The organism is Chryseobacterium tongliaonense (assembly GCF_041224435.1).
Classification (GTDB): Bacteria; Bacteroidota; Bacteroidia; order Flavobacteriales; family Weeksellaceae; genus Chryseobacterium; species Chryseobacterium tongliaoense.
In genome coordinates this window covers 21497-37746 of sequence record NZ_JBGFFD010000007.1, presented here as the reverse complement: position 1 = coordinate 37746, position 16250 = coordinate 21497, and the positions used below count along the sequence as shown (strand labels likewise).

Here is a 16250-nt window from a genome sequence, read left to right as displayed (position 1 = left end):
TTTCCGGTCTTGTACCCAGGACCGGGATCGAACCGGTACTCCTAAGAACTGGTGTTTGAGACCAGCGCGTCTACCAATTCCGCCACCTGGGCATGCTTTAAATTGGTGTGCAAATATAAAAACTTTTTTACGATTTTTAAAACTTTTTGTAAACTTTTCTTTAAAATTCTATTTCCAAACCATCGTAGGCAAGGTGCATTCCGGCCGGAAGCTGCTTATCTTCAATGTCATGCAACCCGAGATGATGACTGATGTGGGTTAAAAATAATTTTTTAGGTTTTAGCTCTTCATACAGTTGAATTACATCGGGAAGAATAAAATGCGCAGGATGCGGATCAAACTTACGGATACAGTTCAGGATTAAAACATCCAGGTTTTTTAATTTTTCTTTTTCAGGGTCTAAAATAAAGTTGGCATCCGTAATATAAGCAAGGTTTTTAAATTTATATCCGAAAACCGTAATTTTATAATGAATCACCTCGATGGGAGTAATATCCGTATCTAAAATATGAAAAGGTACATTTTCAATTTCGTGGAGATCAAAAGCAGGTGCACCGGGATACCTGACATCAGTGAAAGCGTAGGCAAAACGTTTTTTGATTTCCTGCCCGACCCTGTGATAGCAGTATAAAGGCATATCTTTTCCGCTTTTAAAAATAAGCGGGCGCATATCATCAAGACCGATAACATGGTCGTTGTGTTCGTGGGTAATTAGGGTGATATCTACCGTGCTTTCGTTGTTTATCAGCATCTGCTGCCTGAAATCCGGGCCACAGTCGATCAGTATTTTTTTGTTTTCTTCCGTTGTCATCATTACAGAAGACCGAAAGCGTTTGTCTTTTGGATTATCCGATGTACAGACTTCACAAGTACAGCCAATAACGGGTACACCCTGAGAAGTTCCGGTTCCTAAAAATTTCAACTTCATTTTGTTTTGAGGTTGGTATTAATTTTGGTAAATTTACAAAAAATTTAATGTCCTAATGTATCAGAAACTAACTCCTAAACAAAAAGCATTAACAATTAATCTAGATCCTACTATTTATGGTACTTTCGCGGAAATTGGAGCAGGGCAGGAGACTGTTCGACACTTTTTTAGAGCAGGAGGAGCTTCCGGTACAATTGCTAAGGCAATGTCAGCTTACGACAAAGATTTTAGTGATGCCATCTACGGAAAAGAGGTAAAAAACAGATATGTTACCCAAAACAGACTTCGCAAAATGCTTCGATATGAAGTAGCGCTGATTGAAGAAAGAATTTCCAGAGAAAATAATCCGAACAGAAAATTTTTTTCCTACGCGAACACAGTTACCACCATCAATTTTGATAAAACATTAAAAGGCCACGGCTGGGTAGGTATTCGTTTTCAGGTATGTGAAAATGAAGATTATAATGAAATTGTAATTCACGTTAAATTCAAGGAAAATGATGCCACATTACAGCAGGAAACATTAGGAAACCTTGGGGTAAACCTTATTTTCGGGGCATTCACTTATTACGATAATCCCAGAAGGTTAATCGAATCTCTTTACGATGATGTAGCGACCGATAATCTGGAAATTGATATGATCGATTTCAGCGGACCGGCTTTTGCCTACGTAGACAACAGACTGATGTCTCTGCAGTTAGTGAAAAACGGAATGACAGACGCTGTGATTTTCAATTCCGAAGGAAACAACATGCTGCCTGCGGATATCCTGTACAAGAAAAATATTTTTGCAGTAAGAGGGAGTTTCAGGCCGGTAACGAAGGTGAATATCGATATGCTCCGGAACGGATTGGATATGTTCCTGAAAGATGCGATCTGTACCCAGGAAGAAACAGAAGTATTAATTGAAATTACCATTTCAAACCTCAGGGCAGACGGAGATATTGATGAAAGGGACTTTATGGACAGGGTAGATATTCTGGGCAGACTGGGATACACCGTTATTATTTCAAATTTCTCAGAATACTACAGGCTGATCGATTATTTCTCTTCGTACACGAATGGAAATATTGGGGTAGCAATGGGAGTAAACAACCTGTTGATGGTATTTGAAGAGAAATATTATAAAGATTTATCAGGTGGGATTCTTGAAGCTTTCGGTAAATTCTTCCGAAACGGGATGAGAGTATACCTGTATCCTTACAAAGATCCTGAAACCCATGAATTACTGGATTCTTCAAACCTTAAAGTAGAAGAAAACCTTAAAGAACTTTACAAATACTTTAAACTCAACAACCGTATTGTAGATATTAAAAACTATAATCCGGAGTTTCTGGAAATTTATTCCAGAGAAATATTAAGAAAAATTGCATGCAATATCAAAGGCTGGGAAAACCAGGTTCCGGAAGGTGTTGCAGAAATGATAAAAGAGCGCGGAATGTTCGGATATAAAGAAGAATTTTCCTTAAAACAATTCTCTTAAAATAAATAATATCATGTCAGAATTAAAAAAAAGGCTTTCTTCCATTCTTGAAAGTCCGAAACATAATACTGAAGAAAAGCTTCAGAAAGTTTGTCATTTGTTGGATCAGGAAATTTCTTATTTCAACTGGACCGGTTTTTATTTTAAAAACGGAGATAAGGAAGAATTGATTTTAGGCCCTTACGTAGGAGCACCTACAGATCATACAATTATTCCTTATGGGAAAGGTATTTGTGGTCAGGTTGCCGTTTCTAATGAAACATTTGTGGTTCCTGATGTTCACCAGGAAAGCAATTACCTGAGCTGTTCGATTGATACCAAAGCAGAAATCGTAGTTCCTATCTTTAAAGACGGAAAAAATGTCGGCCAGATCGATATCGATTCCCATACAATAGATCCGTTCACAGCCGAAGACCGCGAATTATTGGAGTGGCTTTGTAATGAGGTTTCTAAAATTTTATAAGTTTTAATTTCTAACCACAAAAGTTCCAAAAGTAAATTTATAGTTTATTAAGAGTGTCATCTGAAGATTTTTCTTCACAGTTTTTGAGACTTTTGTGGTTTAAAATAATAGCTCCGGTTTTATGAACCGGAGTTTTTTTATGCTGTGACCTTGTATCTTGTTGTTGTGCTTGTATCTGCAATTGGAATTTGAATGGTGGCTGAGGCTCCCGAAGCCACCAGTCCTAGAAATTCATCTCCAGAAGCAGCTCCTTAAAATAATTTTCACATTTCGCAATATGGGTCCCGTACCATGAAAAGGCTTCTCCATCTACGATGATAATTTTTTTGTCCGGATATACTTCTTTTATTTCCTCAATATGCTTTTCTTTAAACGGGAAAGGTTCGGACGACAGCATGATAATATCAGTATCGGCAAGGTCTTCAATCCGTATCTCAGGATAACGGGTTTTATCTTTAAAACTGTTTTCAAATCCTATTTCAGCCAGAATGTGGTGAATAAAAGTATCCGAGCCAATGGTCATATAAGGGTTTTTCCAGATCAGGTAAGCGACTTTTATTTTAGTCTCAGCTTTAGCCTGATTAAGAATTTCATAGATCTTAAGATTGAAAAGTTGTGCTTGTTCCTCCTGATTAAATATAGCACCCAGATTTTTAAGCAGATAATAATTGTCTTCAACGGTTTCAACATGGGTTACCACTACTTTGAAATCTTCCATTAAAGCTTCTACCTGCTCTTTGACGTTTTCCTCTTTATTGGCTATAATCAGATCGGGCTGTAAGCTTCTGATCTTTTCAATGTTCAGGTTTTTTGTTCCGCCGATAACAGGGATGTTTTTTATTTTTTCTTTGGGATGGATACAGAATTTGGTTCTTCCGATGACTTCATGCTCAGTTAACCCCAAATCAAATAATGCTTCAGTAATAGAAGGGACAAGAGATATAACTTTCATTATTAGACTTTGTCTAAAATTACAAAAGTTTCCCGGTTAAGAAAAGTCCGGCTACGGAAAAATAAATAATAAGCCCGGTAACGTCTACCAGAGTTGCTACAAAAGGCGCGGAGGAGGTGGCAGGGTCTAAATTTAATTTTTTAAGAATAAAAGGAACCATTGATCCTGAAAGAGTCCCCCAAAGTACGATCATTACTAGGGAAACGCCAACACTTAATCCTACAAACGGCCAATACATTCCATAGTTGAAGAAGCCCGCTTCATGCCAGATCATAATCCTTAAAAAGCCGATAACTCCGAGAATTCCTCCAAGGCATAAACCTGTGAAAATCTCTTTTTTCATTACATACCACCAGTCTTTCAAACCGATTTCCTGAAGGGCCATGGCTCTGATGATCAGGGTTGCAGCCTGAGAACCGGAATTTCCACCACTGGAAATAATTAAAGGAACAAACAAAGCCAGTACAACCGCTTTTTGAATCTCATCTTCAAAATATCCCATTGCTGAAGCCGTAAGCATTTCAGAAAAGAAAAGGATGATCAGCCACATTCCTCTCTTTTTGATCATTTCTACAAGAGAAGTCTGGGTATAAGGATCGTCTAATGCTTCAAGACCCCCGAATTTCTGAATGTCTTCGGTATTTTGCTGTTCGATCTGGTCGAGGATGTCATCAATCGTTACAATTCCTACCAAAACTCCGGCCTCCGTAATAATGGGAAGAGCAGTTCTGTCATATTTTTCAAAATAGGTTACAGCGTCTTCTTTTGAAGTAACGGTCGTGATGGCAACAAAGTGATTATCCGTGATTTCAGAAATCAAAGTATCTTCTTCCGCTAATAATAAGCTTCCTAAAGCGATATCGTCAATCAGTCGGTTTCTCTCATCCACCACATAAAGATGGTTCATCGTTTCAACCCTTTTCCCCACTTTTTTTATCTGTTGCAGACACCTTTTTACCGTCCACTCTTTACGGATCTGGATGTAATAAGGAGTCATCAGACGGGCAATAGAATCTGAGTTGTATCCCAGTAGCTTTAAGGCAATTCTTCTTTCCTGTGGGTTAAGATGATTGATGGAGTATTTAATAAGCTCATCCGGAAAATCCTCAAACAATGCTGTTCTGTCATCCGGAGTCATTGCATTCAGGATCTCGGAAACTTCATCACTTCCGATACTTCTGATCGTTTCTTCCTGGAAATCAGGGTCAAGATGGGAAAAAACTTCCGCTTTGTATTGTTTCGGAACCTTCAGAAATGCCAGTAACCTCTCATCAGCGGGAAGTCCACTAAGAGTTTCGGCAATATCGGCAGGGTTAAAGATAAGTTCGTCTCTGGAATTCAAAACGTGAAATTTTTGGATATGCAAAAATAATTCAAATTTTTAAGATAGCGTAATGAACCGGGAAAATTAAGGATTAATTAAAGTTTTCTTCTTTTCAAAAACGGAGATCAAATAAAAAACACCCGTAAAAGAACGGGTGTTTGAATCAATTTAAAAAATGAAGGTTGGTATATTTTAAACTTCAGGATATTGGCATTTTAAGACCACTTCCTGAGTTGTTTTACTAAATTTGAAGCGTGTTTTTCACTTCCTTTAGATTAATATAAAACTAAAGTAATAAAAATATTTTAATTATTCACTATTAAATGAAGATATCTTAGATAATTTAACAAATTAAAATGTTTTTTGCAGATAATTATATGCGGAAAATAGGAATAACGTAGTTTTAATTTAAAACAAAGAATGATTAAAATCCGGCTTCCGAAGAAGGTTTTATTTTTCTCAGTTTTTTTAAAATACCTTTGATGGCACCGTTTGTTGCAATTTTAATTGAATTTTCGGCGGAACCTAAAAGACGCATGTTTTTACGATAAGTATCGTAGTCTGTTTCCGTAATGAAGTTTCCTTCGGCATCAAAAAGTTTCATGCTTACCACTACCTGGTTAGAGAAAACATATCTCCCGATTCCCACTTTGAAATATCTTACTTTCGGAACAATGGCAAAATCAGCTTCATTATTGGTGCAATAATCATTAATCGTTTTGGTATCGATACTGTCAAAAGGAATTTGCACTTCCGCTCTGAGCATTTTATTTTTCTTATATCTGCTCAGGTTATCGGAAACCATACTGAAAAAAGCATGGTTGGTGGGTTCTTTGATCTCCTCAATATCAGGCTCTACCTCAGGATTGAAGTATAAGATCCTTTTTATTTTGTCTTCAGAGGCATTCTTCTGGGCTTTTACCGAAGTAATACCGATTAATAAAAAAGTGGAAACCGTAGTAAAAAATAATATTTTTCTCATCTGTAATTCGTTTGCAAAATTACTGTCTTTTAACGGGATAACATAAAATTATTTAAGAAATTTTTAACATTTTTTTCTATCAAATTTGATATATGGAATCAATAATGTTTTGCCAACTAAGAAAATAGTCGTACTTTTGCACCCGTTACATAATAATCATTAAACAATATTGGAATGTACTTAACAACAGAAAAAAAGCAGGAAATTTTCTCAAAACACGGAAAATCTGCGCAAGACACAGGAAGTGCTGAAGGACAAGTTGCACTTTTCACTTTTAGAATTAACCACCTTTCTGCTCATTTAAAGAGTAACCACAAAGACTACGCAACTGAAAGATCTTTGGTAAAATTGGTAGGTAAAAGAAAAAGATTACTAGATTACCTTAAAAATAAAGATATCGCAAGATACAGAGCAATTATTGCTGAACTAGGTTTAAGAAAATAATCTACAGGATTTTCAAAATAAAAAGCAACTTCGAAAGAAGTTGCTTTTTTTATATCTTTATCACCGGTATCTGTGCTGATCAGAAACAAAAAATGAGATCCTTAAAAGAATCTCATCCTGTTATTTTAAATTCTGGTAATTTATACTCATCATTTTTTTATTAACACAAAGCTTTTAAAATTCGGCTGCTATATTTTAAAGAAAAGCCAAAGGAAAAGAAGCAAAGCTGCTATGAAGCATTCTTTTGAAAATCTATTTATAGATTAAAAAACTTTGCTCATCTTAGATATATCCGACTCGTAATTTTCTTTGCGATAATAATAAAATCGATTATTGAAGGAACCAGAAACAATAAAGTATATATTTAACTAAACTATAATTAATGTCCGGACTTGGATTCGCCAGCTTCAACATGCCCGAGGTATTTCGTACAATAAGCCCCGAAGATCAGAATCACCAGATAGCAAAATACAGGAATGATAAAAGAATGCTGTACCCCAAACTGGTCCGCAAGATATCCCTGGAAAATAGGAACAATGGCACCACCTAAAATAGCCATCACAACCAGAGAAGATCCCTGGCTGGTATATTTTCCCAATCCTGAGATGGCAAGCGTATAAATATTTGAAAACATGATGGAGTTGAAAATTCCTATTCCCAGAATACTGTACATAGCCAGTTCGCCATGATTTATCATTGCTGAGATCAGTAAGATAACATTGATTGCTGCAAAAATTGATAACGTTCTTGCAGGAGCTGCCTTTCCGATAAAAAACGCAATAAAATTAAGTACAATAAATACAAGGAAGAAGCTGATCTGTGCAAACGTAAGATCTACAATACTGAAAATAACAAGGAAAACAAGACTCGCTGCTCCCAACATATAAATCGCTTTTTTCCCCTGGCTTATAGATTGGTTTAAAGAAATTGCGCCCAGAAAACGGCCGATCATCGCTCCGCCCCAATAAAGAGAAAGATAATTTTTGCTGATAATTTCATTGAATCCCATTACCTGAGGCTGTTCCAGGAAGCTGATGATAAAACTTCCCACTGCCACTTCACCACCAACATAGCAAAACATAGCAAAAACACCAAACTTTAAATGGCTGAATTGTAAGGCTCCCCAACCTTTCACCAATTCCGTATCGTCATTCATCTGGAAAGAGGGAAGCTTCACTCTTGAGATCAGTAAAGCAACAAGTAAAAGGATTCCTGCAAAAATCAGATAAGGAATTCTTGTTGCCACCGCACTGAATGATCCGTCCGGAGCTGAGAAAAATTCAAAGATCAAATGGCCACCCAATACCGGAGCAATGGTTGTCCCGAATGCATTAAAAGCCTGGGTCATATTCAGGCGGCTTGAAGCGGATTCTTCCGAACCCAGTAAAGAAACATAAGCATTGGCAGTAATCTGAAGGACTGTAAATCCTAAACCAAGTATGAATAAAGCTCCTAAAAATAACGGGTAATAAGAAAAAGTAGCCGCCGGATAAAAAAGGACGCACCCGAAAGCTGCGAGGAAAATTCCGAAAAGAATTCCCTTTTTATAGCCTACTTTATTGATAGGATCTCCTTTGGAAATGGAGATAAAAAAATAAATGAGCGAGCCGATAAAATAAGCTCCGAAGAAACAGAACTGCACCAGCATCGATTCGAAAAAGGTAAGTTTGAAAAGCTGTTTCAGATAGGGGATCAGAATGTCATTCATACAGGTGATGAATCCCCACATAAAAAATAAAAGAGTGATGGTAATAAGCGGAACGGTATAATTCCTGCCTTGCGATTTTACTTCATTATTAATCATAGACACACATATTTATATGAAAGAGATTTGCAAAAGCCCTTTCAGTTGTTGTAAGCTGGAATCTTTAAATTTTTTATCTGTTTTAAAGAACTGGGCAAATATAGGGGAAGAACTTTTTTTTCTGCAACTTTTCTTGTCTTTTTTATGTTAATATTTATATCAGTTTCGCCTTTAAATACAATATTTCTTATTTTGAGACAATAATATTCTCAACACATGATTTTTTAAGCCGGAATTCTTTTAGAAAAACTTGCTTTTTGTTTTTACGGGTTATGGATCAATTTTTAAATTCTTACATGAATTTTCATCATTAAATCAAAAATATTTAATCATAGTAGTCTGAAAGTCCGTATTATTTATTCATTTGAAAATTTAATATATCATTATTATATATTACCTTTGCAAACGAAAATTTAAATAGTTTAAATATTAATCGTACTCAATACGGAGTACAACAGACGAAAATTTATGAGTATACCTCAAGCGTTTACAGAAACGATTACTCTTGCAGACGGCAGGGAAATCACAATTGAAACAGGGAAACTGGCCAAGCAGGCTGACGGATCTGTGGTAGTAAAAATGGGTGGCACAATGCTTTTAGCAACAGTTGTAGCCAATAAAGAAGCAAATCCTGGTGTAGATTTCTTACCATTAACGGTAGATTACAGAGAAAAGTTCTATGCAGGTGGGAAAATTCCCGGAAACTTTTTCCGTAGAGAGGCAAGACCTTCAGATCAGGAAATTTTAACGATGCGTTTGGTAGACAGAGTTCTTCGTCCGCTTTTCCCTGAAGATTTCCATGCTGAAGTACAGGTAATGATTTCTTTAATTTCTTATGACGGAAAATCTATTCCGGATGATTTGGCAGGTTTAGCGGCATCTGCAGCGATTGCCATTACAGATATTCCTTTTAACGGACCAATGTCTGAGGTAAGAGTCGTAAGATTCGACGGTCAGCTTTCTATCAACCCTAGCTATGAAGAGCTTAAAAATTCTGAGCTTGATATCATGGTTGGAGCGACTAAAGATTCAATCGTAATGGTAGAAGGAGAGATGAAGGAGATTTCTGAGCAGGAAATGCTTGAAGCGATCATCTTTGCCCATGCTGAAATTAAAAAACAGATCGAAGCTCAGGAAAGATTAGCTGAAAAAGTAGGAAAGTCTTTCCCTAAAAGAGAATACAGCCACGAAAATCACGATGAAGCCATCCGTGAAAAAGTGTGGAAAGAAACTTACGATAAAGTATATGAGGTTGCAAAACAGCCTTCAGGAAAAGAAGAGAGAGGAGAAAAATTCAAAGCGGTTCTTGAAGAGTTCTTAGCACAATATGTAGATAATGTAGAGGAATTGGAAAGAGTAACGCCTTTCGTAAAAGTATATTATCATGATGTGGAGAAAGAAGCAATGCGTCAGATGATTCTTGAAGACAATATCCGTCTGGATGGCCGTGATCCTAAAACGATCCGTCCTATCTGGTCAGAAATTGATTACCTTCCGGGAGCTCACGGTTCTGCAGTCTTTACAAGAGGTGAAACCCAGTCTTTAACAGCGGTTACTTTAGGATCTATAAAAGATGCCAATATGGTAGACAGCGTGATGGCTAACTATGACGAAAAATTCTTCTTACATTATAACTTCCCTCCGTTCTCAACAGGTGAAGCAAGACCTTTAAGAGGAACTTCAAGAAGAGAAGTAGGACACGGAAACCTTGCTCAAAGAGCATTACAGGCGGTAATCCCTGAAGAAAACCCATACACCATCAGAATTGTTTCCGATATTTTAGAATCCAACGGTTCTTCGTCAATGGCAACAGTTTGTGCCGGAACACTGGCATTAATGGATGCCGGAGTACAGATTACAAAACCTGTTTCCGGAATTGCAATGGGATTGATTACGGATGAAAAGTCAGGAAAATGGACTGTATTATCTGATATCTTAGGAGATGAAGATCACCTTGGAGATATGGACTTTAAAGTAACAGGAACTGCAGACGGTATTACAGCTTGTCAGATGGATATCAAAATCCAGGGGCTTTCTATGGATATTATGGAGCAGGCTTTAATGCAGGCTAAAGACGGAAGATTACACATCCTTAATAAAATCACTGAAACTATCGCCGAGCCAAGAGCTGATGTGAAGCCACATGCTCCGAAAATGGTCGTAATGGAGATCGCAAAAGACTTCATTGGTGCAGTAATCGGGCCTGGTGGAAAAATCATTCAGCAGTTACAGAAAGATACGGATACCGTTATTGCAATCGAAGAGGTTGGCGAAATCGGACGTATCGAGATTGCAGGAACAGACAGAGAGAAAATCAATGCGGCTATTGCTAAAATCAACGAAATTACTTTCGTACCTGTGATAGGTGAGGTTTACAAAGGAAAAGTAGTAAAGGTAATGGATTTCGGAGCTTTCGTAGCCATTGCAAAAGGTACTGAAGGTCTTCTTCATATTTCTGAAATTGAATGGGCACGTTTAGATAAGGTTCCGTACAAAGAAGGAGATGAAGTGGAAGTGAAATTCATGGGTTATGATGACCGTAAGAAAATGAAGTTGTCAAGAAAGGTTCTTTTACCAAGACCTCCAAGACCTGAAGGAAAACCGAGACCGGAAGGGCAAGGCAGACCGGAAAGAGCTGAAGGACAGGCAAGACCGGAAGGTGAAAAGCCGGTTGAAAACCAAAACCCTTCAACCGAAGCTTAAGATTAATTCTCAGATATAAATAAATCCCTCAACTTGAGGGATTTTTTATTTTCAATTTTTTTAAATGAAATTTTGAAATTTATTTTATATTTAGAAACAGAAAACAATTTTATTTTATGAAAAAATTCTTCGTTACATCCTTTATTTATTTCAGCTGTTTTGCGTTCTCACAAACTGTTAATGATGTTCCCATAAAAGATATTGATGTTGATTATGTTCAGATCATTGGTACAGGACGTTCTTTAAGTACGAAAGTGAATGTGGAGATTGATTTTGGACAGGAAACCAAATCCATATCCTTTAAAAACGGAACGAATATCAAGGATGAAAGAGGGAGAAATATGAAGTTCAATTCTATGATGGATGCCCTTAATTTTATGTCTGCCAACGGATATTCCTTTCAGTTTGCTTATACAACGAATGATGAAAAAGACCGTGCGATCTATTATATTTTAAAGAAAAATAAATAAAGCCATTATAATAGCTTAATGCTCCGGAATCTTTCAAACCATTAAGAAAATATTCAGAAGTTAAGTTAGATTAAGATGAATCATTCTGATTTTAAAACTCACCATTCAAATAAAGCTTAGCTTAATAATTCTTAATACCTTATTCCTCCTTAACGGTTCAAAGTAAAAAAATCAAAAACCTCCGTATTTTCGGAGATTTTTGAAGCTATATTGTTTTGAAAAGTGTATCGATTTTCTTTTTTGAAGATTCACCGGGACTTACTTTATAAAACTCTTTGAGTAAATCTAATGAGGTAGGTTTTTTCGGATATCTATTGTTATTCAGAAAATTTTTCAGGGCTGCATTTACTTTATCTTCACCGATCAGCTCACTGAGTTTCACCATAGCTATTGCTCCTTTTGAGTAAGAGATATGTGTATTTTCTCCTGTTACCTTATAGATGGGCTGGTTGTCAGATAATCCTTTTTCATTGTCGTAGATCTGTTGATGTACCTTTATTCTTTCCATCATTTTTTCTTTTCCATGCATCTTTTTATAAAGCATCATTTCCGTGTACATCGCAAGGGTTTCGGTAAGCATTACGGCACCTTCTCTGTCATCGGGATCAATCTGGCTGTTTCCCCACCAGAGATGGGAAAGCTCATGGCCCGCAAGCTCATTAATTACATCCTGTTTTTTATCCGCATGAATATTGGCATGAAATATCATATCTTCAGGCATAAAGATCGCTGCCGGATAAGCTGTTGCTGCAAAACCTCTGGTAAATGAAGAGATTTCCGCAAAAGTGATGGTTTTAAAAGGGTATTTTCCAAAATTACCAGAACAGTAGTTCAGCGTGAGTTTTGCATTTTCAATCAGATGGTTTACATTTTCACCGTGTTTTGGATGATACAGTACATTGATGGTAATTCCTTTGTGAAGAACGCTTTTAAGTCTGTATTTCGCCGACGAAACTGCAAAACGGAACGGAATACTATCAACTTTATATTGAAAATAATTTCTTTTGTTTTTTGTGAAATGATGAATGAGATCTCCGGTTCCGATTGCGGTTTGACCTTTTTCTGTAGAAATGGTCATATCAAGATTGATAAAATCTTTTACAAAGACTTCCGGTGCCTCAAGTTTTTTTAACTCTGACGGTTTTCCGAGTTTATATTCCTTTCTTATTTTTTCATCTTCGGTTTCATTTCCTTTCTGATAGCCGAAAGTAGGGTAATACCTGCTGATCCGCATGAAAGAACCGTTTTCAATAATGGCATTAAACGAATCATGACCGTTTATGGCAGACCACTGATAGGAAATTTTAAAATCAAGATAGGCGGTTTCATTAGGTTGTAAAGGTTGTTTTAAATGAATTTCAGTTACCTTCTGATCTATCTTCATTGATTCGGAAGCTGTTTTTAAAATGGCAGATTCTATTTTTAAATCAGGGTGAAAATTAAGTAAAATTTTATTGATTGCCTGACCGGTCTGATTTACTAGCGTGTATTTTCCCTTAATCAGGTATGAGTTTTCAGAAGGATAAAGGTCTATTTGCGTAATCACATCAGTGATTGTCGGTTGTGGGAGATTTTCATATTTCCTGAATTCCTTTTCATAATTGACGGATTTTAAAATGGAATCTTCCTCGTTTTTCGGGATATAACCTTTCATAAAGAGGTTGCCAGCGAAAATTCCGAGAATTAATAAAGCTGTTACAAAAACTGTTTTTTTAGGATTCCATTTTCTAGTTTTGATCCATTCGTTAATCAACCATAAAAGAACAATTAAACCTAACCCGAATAAAAGCCGTTCTGCAAAGGCAACCGAATTAATCCCATAACCACTAAAATCGCTGTAAGTTCCCTTATAATCTGAGAAAATCCTGAACAGAGGAGACGGAATGAATTTTTTTGAAACCGGACCTGCGAAACTAAGACCTGCCAGAATTGAAATTCCCAGAGCTATAAACCTGTTTTTTACCAGATCATTGATCAGCAGTACAAAACCGGAAAAAAGAATCAGCGGAAAAGTATTGAAAAGAATCGTTCCCAGATAAGCGTCCCAATCGATATGGAAATACCGGTAAAGAAGCTGGAAAGCCAACCCTTCAATGATAAGAACTGCTGTGAAAAAGAAAAGCAGAATACTTATCGACAGGAAATGTCCGTTCAGTTTATTTTTTGAAAAATAAGTACTTTTTTCAATCAGCGAAAATCCCGAGGCATGGCTTCTCCAGTACAAATCATTAATGAAATAAGTGACAATCAGCATCCCCAGCAAATGAAAATTTTCTGAAATGGTGGTAGACATCAGTCCTGAGCTTGCATATTTTTGCGGAAGACGAATTCCTTTCTCAATTTCAGCATACATTTCCATCCCGACAAAGAATAAAAGCAATATGGAAACGGCAATGATGGTAATGCTTTTGAAAAGGTAAATAAGATCGATTTTGGCGAATGAAACGATTGATTTTAAAGCAGAAATATTTCCGAAAACAACAGATGAAGTGGTGTAATTTTTTAAACCGGAATTTGCCGAAACAATGACCTGCTGATCTTTATTTTTAAGCTTTTTATAGGAAAATTTCGAAAAAGAAAATAAACGGAAGGAAAGCAATAATAAACCGCCTGAAACAATCAGAAAAATTATTCTGTTGGTCAGCAGATATCCTGAAAGTGAAACAACGGATTCATTTTTGTGCTGCGCTGAAATGGTTTTCGCTTCAAAAAAATAAGCTGAAACTCCAAAAGGATCTATAAGAGCAGATAATTGCTGGGTTTCCAGAGATTGCGGTAAACTTCCCGCCATAAAAGGCGAATTGGAAAATATCAGGACAATCATGTATATCACATACAACAGAAGTCCACCAATCACGACCAGAAGTTTTTTCTTTGTAATCATGGAAATAAAAAACAAAAAGCAGCAGACTAAAAGACAATTGATCAACCCGAAGATCAGGAGCGGATATGCATAATGCCACAGGTTGAAATAGGGTTGGATTTCACTTCCGGTCCGCATATTCTGCCCGATTAAAAACCCGGTCATTAAAAACAAAAAACTTAAAAAAGTCTGTAAAAAATAAGCCAGGAATTTACCCTGTAAATACGTTCGTTTTGAAAATGGATAAGAGAAAATAAGAATGTCAAACCTTGAATCCCAATCCTTAAAAAGAATCTGATTGGAATAGATGATGGCAAAAAATATAATAACCATACTCAAAAGCCCTGTCATAAAACCAATCGTATAAGGTGAGTTTAAATAAATACCTTCTCCAACGGTAAGATTGAACTGGTTTCCGCAGAAAACTCCGAGAAATATTAAAATCAGGGCAATGAGGTATACAAGCCAATGCTTGGTGCTGCGTTTGGCTTCAAATAAAAATATAGCGTTCATGATTAGTGGTTTTGGGTAAGGGTATGGAAATAAACGTGCTCCAGTAAAGGATTTACAGGACTGAAGTCTTTCGGTTTTTCTTCTGAGAATGTGGTGATGTATAATTCCCTTTCAATCAGTTGCTGACTGATGATCTGATAACTTAAGTTATACTGTTCCAGGTCGTTTTTATCAATCGGTTTCGACCAGATTTTGTTCTCGAGCTCGGCGATCAGCTCGTTCGGATTTCCTTTTTTGAGAAGCTTTCCCCGATTCATAATGGCCATTTCCGAACAAAGGTTCCGGACATCTTCAACCAGATGGGTAGAAAGAATTACAATAACCTCTTTGCTGATGTCATTGAGTAAAGAATTGAAACGGTTTCGTTCTTCGGGATCTAAGCCGGCGGTCGGCTCATCAACAATAATGATTTTTGGATTTCCGAGTAGAGCCTGGGCAACACCGAAACGCTGTCTCATTCCTCCTGAAAAAGTATGCACTTCCTTGTTTTTAAAATCAGAAAGATTCACTTTTTCCAGCAGGTTTAAAATCTGATTTTTTCGTTCGGAATTATCTTTAATCCCTTTTAGTATGGCAATATGCTGAAGAAGATCATAAGCCGAAACTTTTGGATAAACCCCGAAATCCTGAGGCAGGAATCCAAGTTTTTGTCTGATATAATCAGGGTTTTTGGAAACATCGGTTCCATTCAGGATAATATTTCCGGAACTGGGTTTCTGTAAACCTACTATGGTTTTCATTAAGGAAGATTTTCCGGCTCCGTTCGGGCCTAATAAGCCGAACATTCCGTTCCCGATTTCCAGTGAAATGTCTTTAATGGCCTGAAATCCATTTTTGTAGGTGAGATTAAGGTGGTTAATGGTTAAGGTATTCATAGTGTTGATTTTGGGTAATAGAAATCCTGGCAACGTTTCCATTGCATTGTAAAATTGTTGGTAAAAAGATGTTATGCTGAAAACTTTAATGGAACAACGAAGTCACCAAAGTTTTGAATTTTTTAATCAGAATAAGTTCAAAAGCTAATCCTGTGAATTTATCTGAGCATTTATCAACTCATCACTCATCACTCATCATTCATAACTTATAACTTATAACTCATAACTCATCACTATCATCATTCTTCCTTAAATTCAAGAATATCTCCCGGCTGACATTCCAGGATTTTACAGATCGCTTCAAGGGTATCGAAACGAACGCCTTTGGCTTTTCCCGTTTTCAGAATTGACAGGTTGACAGGAGTGATTCCCAGTTTTTCTGCCAATTCTTTACTCTGCATCTTTCGCCTGGCCAGCATCACATCTAAGTTGACTATAATCGGCAT

13 protein-coding genes and 1 tRNA gene are annotated in these 16250 nt (G+C 36.7%); 5 read left to right on the top strand and 9 right to left on the bottom strand.

All coding sequences use genetic code 11. From position 1 onward, the window contains the following. Nucleotides 1–12: 12 nt before the first annotated feature. Both AB8P06_RS14700 and AB8P06_RS14695 read right to left on the bottom strand, forming a co-directional pair. A tRNA-Leu gene (locus AB8P06_RS14700) sits at nt 13–92 on the bottom strand. A 68-nt stretch (nt 93–160) separates the two neighbouring features. After that, nucleotides 161–928 (bottom strand): MBL fold metallo-hydrolase, encoded by a 768-nt coding sequence (locus AB8P06_RS14695; RefSeq protein WP_369842869.1) that lies wholly within the window; start codon nt 926–928, stop codon nt 161–163. A 55-nt stretch (nt 929–983) separates the two neighbouring features. Between AB8P06_RS14695 and AB8P06_RS14690 the strand changes: the two genes are divergently transcribed. Together AB8P06_RS14690 and AB8P06_RS14685 are read left to right on the top strand one after the other, a co-directional pair. Beyond that, nucleotides 984–2411: a TonB-dependent receptor gene (locus tag AB8P06_RS14690; RefSeq protein WP_369842868.1), complete on the top strand. Its 1428-nt coding sequence runs from the start codon at nt 984–986 to the stop codon at nt 2409–2411. Nucleotides 2412–2424: 13 nt separating this feature from the next. After that, nucleotides 2425–2874 carry an XrtF-associated fRMsr-like GAF protein gene (locus AB8P06_RS14685; protein ID WP_369842867.1) on the top strand — a complete coding sequence of 150 codons (450 nt, stop codon included), beginning with the start codon at nt 2425–2427 and terminating at the stop codon, nt 2872–2874. A gap of 223 nt (nt 2875–3097) precedes the next feature. Here AB8P06_RS14685 and AB8P06_RS14680 read toward each other — a convergent pair whose 3' ends face one another. The 3 genes from AB8P06_RS14680 to AB8P06_RS14670 form a co-directional block, all read right to left on the bottom strand. Further along, nucleotides 3098–3826, bottom strand: coding sequence for an ABC transporter substrate-binding protein (locus AB8P06_RS14680; RefSeq protein ID WP_369842866.1), 729 nt, complete (start codon nt 3824–3826; stop codon nt 3098–3100). 19 nt (nt 3827–3845) lie between these two features. Further along, nucleotides 3846–5168 (bottom strand): magnesium transporter, encoded by a 1323-nt coding sequence (gene mgtE / locus AB8P06_RS14675; protein WP_369842864.1) that lies wholly within the window; start codon nt 5166–5168, stop codon nt 3846–3848. A gap of 406 nt (nt 5169–5574) precedes the next feature. Next, nucleotides 5575–6132: a pyruvate decarboxylase gene (locus tag AB8P06_RS14670; protein ID WP_369842862.1), complete on the bottom strand. Its 558-nt coding sequence runs from the start codon at nt 6130–6132 to the stop codon at nt 5575–5577. 174 nt (nt 6133–6306) lie between these two features. Here AB8P06_RS14670 and rpsO point away from each other — a divergent pair, with 174 nt between their 5' ends. Next, a complete protein-coding gene (gene rpsO, locus AB8P06_RS14665; protein WP_007846353.1) occupies nt 6307–6576 on the top strand; it encodes a 30S ribosomal protein S15 in 270 nt (89 codons plus the stop codon). A gap of 379 nt (nt 6577–6955) precedes the next feature. Here rpsO and AB8P06_RS14660 read toward each other — a convergent pair whose 3' ends face one another. Beyond that, nucleotides 6956–8380 carry a sugar MFS transporter gene (locus AB8P06_RS14660; protein ID WP_369842861.1) on the bottom strand — a complete coding sequence of 475 codons (1425 nt, stop codon included), beginning with the start codon at nt 8378–8380 and terminating at the stop codon, nt 6956–6958. Nucleotides 8381–8848: 468 nt separating this feature from the next. Here AB8P06_RS14660 and AB8P06_RS14655 point away from each other — a divergent pair, with 468 nt between their 5' ends. Both AB8P06_RS14655 and AB8P06_RS14650 read left to right on the top strand, forming a co-directional pair. After that, nucleotides 8849–11083, top strand: coding sequence for a polyribonucleotide nucleotidyltransferase (locus tag AB8P06_RS14655; RefSeq protein WP_369842859.1), 2235 nt, complete (start codon nt 8849–8851; stop codon nt 11081–11083). A gap of 116 nt (nt 11084–11199) precedes the next feature. Next, nucleotides 11200–11553, top strand: coding sequence for a hypothetical protein (locus tag AB8P06_RS14650; RefSeq protein WP_369842858.1), 354 nt, complete (start codon nt 11200–11202; stop codon nt 11551–11553). 205 nt (nt 11554–11758) lie between these two features. Here AB8P06_RS14650 and AB8P06_RS14645 read toward each other — a convergent pair whose 3' ends face one another. From AB8P06_RS14645 to AB8P06_RS14635, 3 genes are all read right to left on the bottom strand, one after another. Then, nucleotides 11759–14929 (bottom strand): ABC transporter permease/M1 family aminopeptidase, encoded by a 3171-nt coding sequence (locus tag AB8P06_RS14645; RefSeq protein ID WP_369842857.1) that lies wholly within the window; start codon nt 14927–14929, stop codon nt 11759–11761. A 2-nt stretch (nt 14930–14931) separates the two neighbouring features. Continuing rightward, nucleotides 14932–15804, bottom strand: a complete 873-nt coding sequence (locus tag AB8P06_RS14640; RefSeq protein ID WP_369842855.1) for an ABC transporter ATP-binding protein — start codon at nt 15802–15804, stop codon at nt 14932–14934. A gap of 239 nt (nt 15805–16043) precedes the next feature. Beyond that, nucleotides 16044–16250, bottom strand: coding sequence for a helix-turn-helix domain-containing protein (locus tag AB8P06_RS14635; RefSeq protein ID WP_369842854.1), 207 nt, complete (start codon nt 16248–16250; stop codon nt 16044–16046).